Genomic DNA, 11,915 nt, shown 5'->3' with positions numbered 1-11,915 from the left:
TCAGGCCTGCAGCGTGTCCCGCGGGTACTCGCCGAAGCGCGAGGCGTACGCAGCCGAGAACCGCCCGAGGTGTGCGAACCCCCACTTCACCGCCACCGACGCGACCGTCAGCTCCCCCGGCGATCCCCGGCGGAGCTCCTCCCGGATGCGGTCCAGTCGGATCCCGCGGAGCATGGCGTTCGGGGCCGTGCCGATCTGCCGCTGGAAGGCCTGCTGCAGACCGCGGACGCTCAGGCCGACGTGTTCCGCGACGTCGGTCGTCGAGATCGGCGTGTGTGCGAAGGCGTGCATGTACTCCACCGCCCCGCGGACCCTGCCGGTCGCGCCCTGCGGCAGCGGGACGTCCGGCGTGAGCAGCTGGTGCGGGAAGGTGCGGAGCAGCGTCGTCGCGGTCTCGCGGGCGGTCTCCGCCAGCACGAGCGGCGAGACCGGTGCGCTGCCGAGCACCGTCGCGGCGGCGGCCTGGACCTGCCGGTTCCACACCCGCACGTCATCGGCTTCGAGGGCGGCGGCGTGGTCGAACACGAGCGGCCCCGGCTGCGCGCCGTGGAACTCCGCCGCGACGCCCTCCAGGTAGCTGCGCTCGAACTGCACCAGGCTCTGCCGGATGTCGGCGAGGTCGAAGACGTACGGGCGTCCGGTCGGGAACATCATCGGCGTCCCCGGGACGAGTGTCACCTCGTCGCGGCCGATGTCGACCTGACCGCCGCCCTCGGCCGTCCACATCACGACGTACTCGTCACGCACCTCGACCTCGCCGGACACCCGGGCGTCGAAGCGACTGGACCGGAAGGACATCGTGTCGTCTCCGACCACGCGGAACCGGTACGAGAAGTCGCGCTCCGTGTACTGCGCGACGAAATCGGTGCCCTCGTACGCGTCCTCGTACATGCGGAGCGCCGCGCCGAGGTCGTCACCAGACGTCTCGAAGCTCATCCTGGGGTCGGACTCGACTGTCATCGACCGGATCGTGACACGCGCCGGTGACCCCGACGGAATCGCCGTCGGAGCCTTGCGGGTTCCGGCTCACGCAGTGCGCGTTCTGGACAGTCAGGCGGTGCCGGAGGACCGGCCGCGGCGTACTGTCCAACGGTTGCGGTCGCCCTCGCGTTCGTACCGCAGCTCGTCGACGACCATGCCGACCAGCGCCAGACCGCGACCGCTCTCCGCGGACCCGTCCGGCAGCACGGCGGCCGCAGGGTCGACGGACGCAGGCCGACCGTCGTCGGTGAGCCGTGCCTCCAGGCCGTCACCGGTGACCGCGAGGGCCAGCGAGCACGCGACCCGGTGGCCGCCACCCGCGTGCTCGACGACGTTGGACGCGAGTTCGACGAGCGCCAGCTCGAATGCCATGCGGTCTTCGGCACCGACCGACGGCTCGGTGCCCCACACCTCCGCGAGGAAGTCGTGGACCGCGTTCACGTCGTCCGGCGGGGACGCGAACTCGAGGCGGTGCTCGCCCACGGCGGGCCCGCTCATCCCCAGTTGGACACCGCGGCGTCCCCGTCCGGGTACGTCCGCAGGATCTTGTCGATGTTCGAGAGCTTCAGCACCATCGAGACCTGGTCGGACGGCGCCGCGATCCGCAGGTCCCCGCCCGCCTGCCGCGCGGTCTTCAGGCATCCGACCAGGGCGCCGAGTCCGGACGAGTCCATGAAGTCCACGGCGGAGAGCTCGACCACCACACGGTGCCGACCGTCCCCGACCACCTTGGCAACGGTCTCCCGGAACGCGGGGGCCGAGACCATGTTGAGTCGCCCCTTGCACTCCAGGACCGCCGCGTCCGCCTGCGCCTCGTGTACGACGATCTCCATGCCGGTGGTCCTCCTCAGGTCGGTGCGCGTGCTCCACGGACCCTATCGGTTCGACTCCGTCAACCGTCGGTACGGTCAGCGAGTTCTCCGTGTCGCCACCGTCTGCACGACCACCGCCGCTGCCATCAGCACGACCATGACCGCACCCATCGCGAGCGCGGTCCCGCCGAGCACCCCCGCGAGTGGCGTTCCGAGGCCACCGAGCCCGAACGACAGTCCGCCCTGGAGCGCCGCGGCCGTCCCCGGGTGCGCGGCGCCGACGTGCTGCGTGCGGGTCATCGCGGCCGGCAGGACGAACCCCCATGCACCCGTCACCACGGCGAGCGAACACCAGACCGGGACGGGACCGAGGCCGAGCAGCGCCGAGGCCAGCACCCCGGCCCCACCGATCGTCCCGACGACGAGCCCGAACGTGAGCAGGCCGTCCTCGGAGAAGCGCCCGACGACCCGTCGGAACACGAGGGTCGTGATGATCATCATCGTCGCGTTCGTGGCGAACACGATCGTGTACAGCCCCTCCGAGAACCCGAACTGCGTCTGGAACACGAACGAACTCGTCGCGATGTACGCGAAGAAGCCGATCGTCGAGAGCACCCCGGAGAGCAGGTAGGCGCGGAACCGCGGGATCGCCAGGAGCTCGCGCATCCGCTGCCAGTTCGCGCCGAGGCCGATACCACCGCGTGCCTCCGGGCGGAGGGTCTCGGGCAACCGGGCCACCACCATCGCGAAGAACACCGCGCCGAGGACCGCGAGCACGACGAACATCACGCGCCAGGTGCCGACCGTCAGGACCGCTCCCCCGACGAGCGGCGCCACGACCGGCCCGATCGCGTTGATCGCCGCGAGGGTGCCGAACACCTTCGCCATGACCGCCCCGTCGGTCACGTCGGACACCATCGCCCGCCCGGCCACGGCAGCGGCGGCTCCGGCGAGGCCCTCCACGACCCGGGCGACGACGAGCGTGACGACGTCGGGCGCGAGGGCGCACCCGAGCGAGGCGACGGCGAAGAGCGCGGTGCCCCAGAGGAGCATCGGCCGGCGACCGATGCCGTCGCTGACCGGGCCGGCGAGCAGCTGACCGACCGCGAACGCGACGAGGAAGGCGGTCAGGGAGAGCTGCACGGCGCTCGGCGTGGTCCCGAGGTCGCGGGCGATCGCCGGCAACGCGGGGATGTACATGTCCGTCGCGAACGGCGAGACACCGACGATGAGGGCCAGCGGGACGATCGGCGGCAGGGTCGTCGGGATGGTCCGGGTCCGCATGCGCTCCGTCGTCACCCGCGCAACGCTACCCCGGACCGAATCGATTCGACAGCCGGTGGCGGTCGGGAGGCCCGGTGCCGGTCACGTGGACCGGCACCGGGCCTCCAGACCGGTGCGTTCGGGGGTCAGCCCGTGTTCTGCAGGCCGGCGGCGATCCCGTTGACCGTCAGGAGCAGCAGCCGGTGGTCGGCATCGGCCGGATCGGTGCTGCCGGTGCTGCGGATCGCACGCAGCGCGCGGAGCTGCAGGTGGGACAGGGCGTCGACGTACGGGCTGCGGAGTCGCACGGCGCGGGCGAGCACCGGACGGTCCTCGAGCACGTCGGCACCGCCGGAGACCCGGAGCACCCACTCCCGCGTGCGGAGCATCTCGTCGAGCACCTTCGCCGCGAGGTCGTCGCGGTCGGCCAGCTCGAGGTATCGGCGGGCGATGTGCTCGTCCGTCTTCGCGAGCGACATCTCGACGTTCTTGATCATCGCGCCGAAGAGCGGCCACTCGGCGTAGGCGGTGCGGAGGAGTTCCTCGTCGCCCACCGCCTGGAGCGCGGACCCGAGGCCGTACCAGCCGGCGAGGTTGATCCGGGCCTGCGTCCACGAGAAGACCCACGGGATGGCGCGGAGGTCCTCGAGCGACTCGACCGACAGTCCACGGCGCGCCGGACGGGATCCGAGCGGCAGCAGCCCGATCTCCTCCATCGGGGTCACCGTGGCGAACCACGGCGCGAACCCGTCGGCCTTCACGAGGTCGTAGAAGGCGTCGCGGGAGACGTCGTCGAGCTGCTGGGCGAGGTCGGCGAACCGATCAGCAGCGGCCTCGGTGAGCGCCTCGTTCGACGGCGACGACGCGAACAGCGTCGCGGAGGCCATCTGCTCGAGGTGCCGGGCGGCGATGTCCTGGTCGCCGTACTGGGCGAAGATGACCTCACCCTGTTCGGTGAGCTTCAGCCGGCCGTCGATGGACCCTGGTGGCTGAGCGAGCACGGCCTCGTTCGCGGGACCGCCACCGCGGCCGAGCGACCCGCCGCGTCCGTGGAACAGGGTGAGCTCGACGTCGTTCTGCCTGGCCCACTCGGCGATCTTCGCCTGCGCGTCGTAGAGCGCCAGGTTCGCCGACACGGGGCCGACGTCCTTCGACGAGTCCGAGTACCCGAGCATGACCTCGAGCTTGCGACCGGTCGCGGCGAGGCGTCGCTGGAACGCCTCGGTCCGGACGGCCTCGTCGAGGATGCCGACGCTCGCGTGCAGGTCGGCGAACGTCTCGAACAGCGGGATGACGTCGAGCACCGGCGCCGCCTCGGCGGACCCGAGCGCGGCGGCGGCGAGTTCGTGGACGTTCGCCAGGTCCTCCGCCGACTGCGTGAACGACACGATGTACCGGTTGGAGGCGCGCACGCCGTACCGACGCTGCAGGTCCGCGATGGTCCGGAAGACGGCGAGGACCTCTTCGGTCGTCTCGCTGAGCTCGCCACCTGCACGGATCTCGGCGAGGGCGTTCCGGTGCACCTGCGAGTGCTGCCGGACCTCGAGCTCGGCGAGGTGGAACCCGAAGGTCTCGACCTGCCAGATGAGGTTCTGCAGCTCGCCGTACGCGGGACGCGCTGCGCCGGCCGCGACGAGCGATGCCTGGATGGTGCGGAGGTCCGCGAGGAACGCCTCTGGTCCGTCGTACGCGAGCGCGGCGTCGCCACGACGGGTCGCGTCGATCCGAGCGGCGGTGAAGAGCAGCGCACGGCGGTGCGTCTCGTTCGGCGCGCGGATCCCGATGCGCTCGGCGATGCCGGGGTCGAGGGTCTCCTGCGCCGCCACGAGCGCGGTCAGTCCGGCGTCCGCCGGGGTCTCGCTGCTGTCGAGGGTCAGGGTGCTGCCGATGCGGGTCGCCGCGCGCATCAGGCCGAGCAGGATGTGCTCCGCCGCGATCTCGGCCGCCTGCCGGGTCACGTCGGCCGTGACGTGCGGATTGCCGTCGCGGTCGCCGCCGATCCACGTGCCGAACCGGACGAACGCCGGGGCCTTGGCCGGAGCGCTGCCAGCGGCGTCACCCTGGAGCCGGTCGTCGAGCAGGCGGTAGACCTGCGGGACGATCTCGAACAGCGTCTGGTCGAACACGCTCATCGCCGTGCGGACCTCGTCGAGCGGGGTCGGCCGGGTGGTGCGGAGCGGGGACGTGCGGAGGAGGTTCGTGATCTCCTCGAGCAGCCGCCGTTCGTTCTCCACGAGCGCCGTCGAGTTCTTCGCCCGGTCGCGCTCGTCGATGAGGTCCGTGATGCGGCGGACGGCCGTGGTCACCGCGCGACGCCGCGCCTCCGTCGGGTGCGCGGTCAGGACCGGGTGGAAGCGGAGCGCGTCGAGTCGCGTGGCCGCCTGCTCGGCGCCGACCTCGTCGACGAGCTGGGCGTACGTCGCGGGGAACGAGTCCCCCGCGACACCGCCGTCGTCCCCGCGCAGCCGGAGCACGCGCACACGGTGGTGCTCCTCGGCCAGGTTCGTCAGGTGGAAGTAGGTGGTGAAGGCACGTGCGACCTCTTCGGCGCGTTCCGCCGAGAGTCCGGACACGACCGCCTCGGCACGTGCCGCGCCGTCCGCGTCGGAGCCCTCGTACGCCTCGATCACCGCGGCACGCAGGGCCTCGACGTCGCGCAGCAGGTCGTCGCCGCCGCTCTCGCGCAGCACCCGCCCGAGCAGCTTGCCGAGGTAGCGGACATCCGAACGCAGGTCGCTGTCGACCGCTCCGCTCACATCGTCGCGCGCGCTCCCGAAGCGCGTCGATCCGTCGATCGCCGTCATCTCGTCCTTTCGGGTCGGCCCGGTATACCGCTTCCGGGTCCAGAGCAGCGTATCGGCAGCCGGGCTCCGGTGACGACGACCGTCCGGACGGGCGGCGTGGATTCGCATCGCATCCGGACGCACGTCGGGGTCCGTTCGTAGAATCCGGGGGTGTGAGCGACACTGCGGAACCGGCCGAGGGCGCCGAAGCGGCCCTCGACGAGACGGGGGCTGCCCAGGTGGCGCACGACGAGCCTCCTGTCCTGGAGGGCGACGACGGACGGGAGCCGCCCGTCAAGCGCTGGGTGTTCTGGCCGGCAGCCGGCCTGGTGCTGGCGTTCGTCGTCGTCGCACTCATCGCGCCGAAGCAGACCGAGGCCGTCTTCGCCACGGTGCAGGACGCGATCGTCCGCGACTTCGGCTGGTACTACGTCATCGTCGCCGCGGGGTTCGTCCTGTTCGCGATCTGGATCGGGTTCAGCCGGTTCGGCGACATCGTGCTGGGCAAGGACGACGAAGCGCCCGAGTTCTCCACGATGTCCTGGCTCGCGCTGCTGTTCGCCGCCGGGATGGGCATCGGTCTCGTCTTCTACGGCGTCGCCGAGCCGCTCAGCCACTACGCCTCCCCCAGGCCAGGCGTCACCGGGAGCGACGAGCAGCTCGCCCAGCGCGCGATGTCCCAGACGTTCCTGCACTGGGGCCTGCACGCATGGGCGATCTACGTCGTCGTCGGGCTCGCGCTCGCCTACGCGATCCACCGCCGCGGTCGCCCGGTGTCCATCCGCTGGGCGCTCGAGCCGCTCCTCGGCAAGCGGGTGACGGGCGGCTGGGGGAACCTCATCGACGTGGTCGCCCTCGTCGGGACGCTGTTCGGCGTCGCGACGTCCCTCGGCCTCGGTGTCCTGCAGATCGGTGCAGGACTCGACTACACGGACATCGCGGCGAACACCCGCGGCCTGCAGATCGTGCTGATCGTCGTCGTCACGCTGATCGCCATCGGGTCGCTCCTGAGCGGCGTCGGCAAGGGCATGAAGTACCTGTCGAACATCAACCTGCTGCTCGCCGCAGCACTGCTCCTCGTCGTGCTCGTCTTCGGGCCGACCCAGTTCCTGCTCGGCGAGTTCGTGCAGTCGATCGGGCAGTACCTGCAGGGCTTCGTCGGGCTCGCGTTCGACACGAGTGCCTTCGCGGGCAAGGCCGGGCAGGAGTGGCAGGGCGCTTGGACGACGTTCTACTGGGGCTGGTGGATGTCGTGGGCCCCGTTCGTGGGGATCTTCATCGCCCGGATCTCCCGCGGTCGGACCGTGCGACAGTTCGTCCTCGGCGTGCTCTTCGTCCCGACCCTGCTGACCTTCCTCTGGTTCTCGATCATGGGCGGGACCGCGCTGTGGGACCAGCTCAACGGGAACGGGGACCTCCTCGGCGCCGGCGGGACCGTGAACGTCGAGCAGGTGCTCTTCCAGATGCTCGGGGACCTGCCGGCCGGGTCGGTGCTCGTCATCGGCGCGATCGTCCTGATCGGGGTGTTCTTCGTGACCTCTGCGGACTCGGGGGCACTCGTGATGGGCATGATCGCGACCGGCGGACAGATCGAGCCGAAGAACTGGATCCGGGTGTTCTTCGCCGGGGTCACGGCGCTCGTCGCCGTCGCGCTGCTGCTCGCCGGCGGGTTGAACGCGCTGAAGACGGCCGCGATCACCACGGCACTGCCGTTCAGCGTCGTGATGGTGCTGATGTGCTGGTCGACCGTCGTCGCGTTCACCCGCGAGCGTCGGGCGTACCTGCGCGCGGAGCGCCGGGCGATGATGGTCGACTTCGCGGACTTCTACCAGCAGGAGGTCGAGGACCCGTCCGAGCGCGCACCCCGGACCGGCCCGATCCAGAAGCTGGCGCGGCGCATCCGACGGTAGGCGCCGCGCACTCGTCGAGACACGTTCGGGTCCGCGAGACGCCGCGGATTCCGGCGGCGTCTCAGCGGGACGGCGGCGTCTCAGCGGGACAGCGGCGTCGCAGCGGGACGGCGGCGGCGGGACCCCTGGCGGCTAGCTCGGCTCGGAGAGCTGCGCCTGCGCGGCGGTGTGCACCTCGACGATCTGCACACGGGCGGACCGACGGTCGGTGAGCGGCGTCGTCCACGGCACGATGACCTGTTCCACGTCGCCGTCGTCGAGCTGGGCGATCCACACCCCGGCGATGGCGTCGATCTCGGTCATCGTGGCGGCGACGGCGGTGGCGGCACCGTTCGCCCGGACGATCACCAGGTTGTCGCCGGCGTGGTCGCCGTTCATGTGGTGCAGGATCGCCGCTCGGGCATCGTCGTCGAAGGGCTCGGAGGCGCCGGCGCTCACGCGGTCACCGCCACGTCCGGGCCGCGACCGGCATCGAGCTCCGCGAGGAGTCCGTTGTTGAGCTCGTACGCGAGCTCGACCTCGGCGATCACCCGCTCGCGCTCGTCGTCGTCCCACGGCGCGGCGTCGAGCTGGCCGCGGTAGGTGTCCTTGAACGCGGCGGGGTCGGCGACCTGGTCGAAGATGTAGAACAGCACGCCGTTCGTGTCGAACCCGAACTGCTCGGAGAGCATCCGGCCGATCATCTGCCCGCCGGACAGGTCGCCGAGGTACCGCGTGTAGTGGTGCGCGACGAACCCACCCGGCCACTCGGCGGCGACCTCGTTGAGCCGTCGCACGTAGGCGGTCGTCGCCGGCAGCGGACAGACCAGCTCGGACCAGTCCGAGCCGATGAGGTACTCGAGGTCCGATCGGATCGCGGGCATCCGGGTCAGCTGCGTGGTGACGAACGGACTCGCGACGGGGTGGTCGGCCATGCGCGCGGCGGCACGTTCGAGGGCGTCGTAGACGAACGAGTACTGTCCGAGCAGCGCGGCGTAGTCGGCGACGTCGCACTTCCCGCCGAGCAGGTCGTCCATGAAGCCGTTCCCCGCCGAGGAGCCGTGCGAGCGACGGGTACGCTTCCGCAGCAGCTCGGAGAACGGGATGACGGGACTGTCCATGAGGTAAGGCTAACCTTACTGAGCCGGACGTCAAGCACTCCGTCGGACTTCCAGGCGATTGCGATCCCCCGAGAGGAAGCTCCACCACGATGAGCAAACCGAACCGCCCCCAGCACGTCTTCGTCGTCGAGCGCACCGAGCGCCTCTCGCCGCACATGGTCCGGGTCCACCTCGGCGGCCCCGCGTTCGAGGACTTCGTCCACGCGGCCGACCCCGAACGCCTCGAGACCACGGACAAGTACGTGAAGCTCCTGCTCGCGAAGCCGTCGCTCGGGCTGCAGCCGCCGTACGACCTCGAGGCACTGCGCGAGACCCTCCCGAAGCAGGACCGTCCGGCACGCCGCACGTACACGGTCCGGGCGATCGACCATGATGCCCGCACGATCGCCATCGACTTCGTGGTGCACGGCGACGAGGGACTCGCCGGTCCGTGGGCGGCCGCGGCGGAACCGGGCGACACGCTCGCACTGTCCGGCCCGGGCGGCGGCTACGCACCGAGCACCGATCCGGCCGTCGCGCACGTGCTGCTCGGTGACGACAGCGCACTGCCCGCGATCGCGTCGGCACTGGAGGCGATGGACGACTCCGCGACCGGTGTCGCCCTGGTCGAGATCGCCGGCCCCGACGACGAGCAGGACATCCCGCACCCTGCGGGGATCGCACTCCGCTGGCTGTACCGCGACGCCGCCGGCGCCGAGCCGGGCACGCTCCTGCTGGACGAAGCCAGGAAGCTGCCACGAGCCTCCCGTCCGGTCCAGGTCTTCGCGCACGGCGAGCGGACCGCGATGAAGGCGATCCGTCGACTCCTGCAGGACGAGTGGGAACTCGAGAAGTCGGACATGTCCCTGTCGGCGTACTGGGCGCTCGGCCGCGCGGAGGACCGCTTCCAGGAGGAGAAGCGCGAGCCGATCGGCGTGATCTTCGACTGATCCTGTTGTACAGCATGGTTGTACAACAGCGCTGAGGAGCGTACGGTGGCGGCATGTCCGCCAGCACTGCCGCGCGCACCGACCGGTTCGACCGGCGGCTGCTCGCACCGATGATGCTCGGGTCGATCCTCAACCCGATCAACTCCTCGATCATCGCCGTCGCCCTCGTGCCCATCGCGTCGGCGTTCGGCGCTCCCCCGTCGCAGACGGCGTGGCTCGTGTCGGCGCTCTACCTCGCGACGAGCATCGGACAGCCGCTCGTCGGACGGCTCGTGGACACCTTCGGGCCGCGACGGCTGTTCCTGATCGGAGCGGCACTCACCGGCATCGCGGGCGTGCTGGGCGTGTTCGCGCCGAACCTCGGGGTCCTCATCGCCGCGCGCGTCGTCCTGGGGTTCGGCACCTGCGCGGGCTACCCGGCGTCGATGTACCTGATCCGCTCGGAGGCGGACCGGACCGGGATCGCCTCCCCCGCCGGTGTGCTCACGGCGCTGTCCGTCGCGACGCAGACCATCGCGGTCATCGGGCCGACACTCGGCGGGCTCTTGATCGGGCTCGGTGGGTGGCGTGCGACGTTCGCGGTGAACATCCCGCTCGCGGTCGCGTGCCTGGTGCTCGGGGCGCTGGTCCTGCCGCGCACGGTGCCCGCGACCCCTGGTGCCGGCCGGCTCCGGATCGACCTGCTCGGCATCGTGCTGTTCGCCGGCACGCTCGTCGCGCTCCTGCTCTTCCTCATGTCGATCGGTGTCGAGACGCTCTGGCTGCTCGGGCTCGCCGTGCTGTTCGGCGCCGCCTTCGCGTGGCGCTCCCTGCGCGCGCCCGACCCGTTCATCGACGTGCGGGTCTTCGCCGGCAACGTGCCGTTGCTCGTCACCTACGCCCGCGGCGTGCTGGCGGCCACGGTGTCGTACTGCTTCCTCTACGGGTTCACGCAGTGGCTCGAAGGCGGTCGCGGTCTCTCCCCGTCGCAGGCGGGGCTCGTCCTGCTGCCGACGTTCGCGACCGGGATCCTGGTCGCGACGCTCACCGGCCGACGTCCGGAGATCCGCGGCAAGCTCGTGGTCGGTGCGGCCGCGCAGGTGGTCGGGTGCGTCGTCGTCCTGTTCGCGGGGTCCGGCTCGCCGATCGCGCTGCTGCTCGTCGTCGCGATCGTGCTCGGCATCCCGCAGGGGCTCGTGAACCTGGCCGTGCAGAACACGCTCTACCACCAGGCGGACCCCGCGCGCGTGGGTGCCTCCGCGGGGCTCCTCCGGACGTTCATGTACCTCGGCGCGATGATCGCGTCGTCGGCCAGCGGGGCGTTCTTCCACCACGGGACGACGGACGCGGGACTCCACGACCTGGCGTGGTTCATGGCGGGGACGGCGGCACTGTTCCTCGTCATCACCCTGGTGGACCGGTCGCTCGCGCGGGTGGACCGCGCGGCACGGGGGTCGTCCGAGCCGGCCGCGGCGTCCTGACGGCGGTCCCCCGACGGGAGGCAGTGGGAGCGTCGGACGTCGCCGGTAGCGTTCGGCGCATGCTCCAGTCCTGCTGCGTCCCGGGCTGCGCGGGCCCGGTCGCGTCCGGCGCACCGGTGCCGCTGTGCGAGTCGCACGTGGGGCTCGTGGCCGACTTCGCCGCTTCCGCCCGTGGGACCGAGGACCGCTTGCCCGGCCCGTGTCTCGTCTGCGGATCGCGGCTCGGCGTGCGGTGGCCGTCGGGATCGGTGTGCGCCGTGTGCGAGTGGCCGTACGGGGACGTGCCCGACGGCGACCTCGCGCCCCCGCGGGTCGACGTCGTGTACTACCTCCGGCAGCGGGACGACGTCGGCGACCGGATCAAGATCGGCACGACGGCGAACCCGCGGCAGCGGCTGGGGCGGATCAGCCATCAGGACCTGATGGCGTTCGAGCGGGGCGACCGCGTGCTCGAACGGCGTCGGCACGGGCAGTTCGCAGCGACGCGGTACCCGGGGACGGAGTGGTTCCGCACCACGCCGGCGTTGCTGGCGCACGTCGAGGTCGTCGCCGCCGGCGTGCCGGATCCATGGGCGGCGCACGCGCGGTGGACGAGCGAGGCCCTGGCGCTCCGCGGGTGAGGGGTGCGGCGGGCGTGCTCGTCGGCGGGCGCGGGCGTGCGCGTCGGCGGGCGCGGG

11 protein-coding genes are annotated in these 11,915 nt (G+C 71.4%); 4 read left to right on the top strand and 7 right to left on the bottom strand.

All coding sequences use genetic code 11. The features are described from left to right. The 5 genes from QK288_RS11055 to QK288_RS11035 all read right to left on the bottom strand — a co-directional run bounded on the left by QK288_RS11055 (window position 1) and on the right by QK288_RS11035 (window position 5,860). Window positions 1–960 carry an AraC family transcriptional regulator gene (locus QK288_RS11055; RefSeq protein WP_281264363.1) on the bottom strand — a complete coding sequence of 320 codons (960 nt, stop codon included), beginning with the start codon at window positions 958–960 and terminating at the stop codon, window positions 1–3. 90 nt (window positions 961–1,050) lie between these two features. Further along, window positions 1,051–1,479, bottom strand: coding sequence for an ATP-binding protein (locus QK288_RS11050; RefSeq protein ID WP_281264362.1), 429 nt, complete (start codon window positions 1,477–1,479; stop codon window positions 1,051–1,053). Further along, window positions 1,476–1,814, bottom strand: a complete 339-nt coding sequence (locus QK288_RS11045) for an STAS domain-containing protein (protein ID WP_281264361.1) — start codon at window positions 1,812–1,814, stop codon at window positions 1,476–1,478. The genes QK288_RS11050 and QK288_RS11045 overlap by 4 nt, the downstream gene beginning before the upstream one ends. 75 nt (window positions 1,815–1,889) lie before the next feature. Next, complete coding sequence (locus QK288_RS11040) at window positions 1,890–3,092, bottom strand: multidrug effflux MFS transporter (protein WP_281264360.1); 1,203 nt, start codon at window positions 3,090–3,092, stop codon at window positions 1,890–1,892. A 110-nt stretch (window positions 3,093–3,202) separates the two neighbouring features. Then, on the bottom strand, window positions 3,203–5,860 hold the full coding sequence (locus QK288_RS11035; protein WP_281264359.1) for a phosphoenolpyruvate carboxylase: 2,658 nt from the start codon (window positions 5,858–5,860) through the stop codon (window positions 3,203–3,205). Between the two features lie 284 nt (window positions 5,861–6,144). On the opposite strand from QK288_RS11035, the gene QK288_RS11030 reads away from it, so the two are divergent. Then, window positions 6,145–7,749 carry a BCCT family transporter gene (locus QK288_RS11030; protein ID WP_281267574.1) on the top strand — a complete coding sequence of 535 codons (1,605 nt, stop codon included), beginning with the start codon at window positions 6,145–6,147 and terminating at the stop codon, window positions 7,747–7,749. A gap of 132 nt (window positions 7,750–7,881) precedes the next feature. Here QK288_RS11030 and QK288_RS11025 read toward each other — a convergent pair whose 3' ends face one another. Both QK288_RS11025 and QK288_RS11020 read right to left on the bottom strand, forming a co-directional pair. Continuing rightward, window positions 7,882–8,187 carry a DUF2470 domain-containing protein gene (locus QK288_RS11025; protein WP_281264358.1) on the bottom strand — a complete coding sequence of 102 codons (306 nt, stop codon included), beginning with the start codon at window positions 8,185–8,187 and terminating at the stop codon, window positions 7,882–7,884. Then, on the bottom strand, window positions 8,184–8,849 hold the full coding sequence (locus QK288_RS11020) for a biliverdin-producing heme oxygenase (protein WP_281264357.1): 666 nt from the start codon (window positions 8,847–8,849) through the stop codon (window positions 8,184–8,186). Before QK288_RS11020 ends, QK288_RS11025 begins: the two co-directional genes overlap by 4 nt. A gap of 89 nt (window positions 8,850–8,938) precedes the next feature. On the opposite strand from QK288_RS11020, the gene QK288_RS11015 reads away from it, so the two are divergent. From QK288_RS11015 to QK288_RS11005, 3 genes are read left to right on the top strand one after another with little or no spacing between them, the layout of a single operon-like run. Next, window positions 8,939–9,778 carry a siderophore-interacting protein gene (locus QK288_RS11015; RefSeq protein ID WP_281264356.1) on the top strand — a complete coding sequence of 280 codons (840 nt, stop codon included), beginning with the start codon at window positions 8,939–8,941 and terminating at the stop codon, window positions 9,776–9,778. 53 nt (window positions 9,779–9,831) lie between these two features. Beyond that, window positions 9,832–11,238 (top strand): MFS transporter, encoded by a 1,407-nt coding sequence (locus QK288_RS11010; protein WP_281264355.1) that lies wholly within the window; start codon window positions 9,832–9,834, stop codon window positions 11,236–11,238. 59 nt (window positions 11,239–11,297) lie between these two features. Further along, a complete protein-coding gene (locus QK288_RS11005; protein ID WP_281264354.1) occupies window positions 11,298–11,858 on the top strand; it encodes a GIY-YIG nuclease family protein in 561 nt (186 codons plus the stop codon). Window positions 11,859–11,915: the final 57 nt, after the last annotated feature.

This window comes from Curtobacterium sp. 9128 (assembly GCF_900086645.1).
Lineage (GTDB): Bacteria > Actinomycetota > Actinomycetes > Actinomycetales > Microbacteriaceae > Curtobacterium.
Note: the sequence above shows the minus strand (reverse complement) of the source record. Positions and strands in the feature narration are given on the sequence as shown.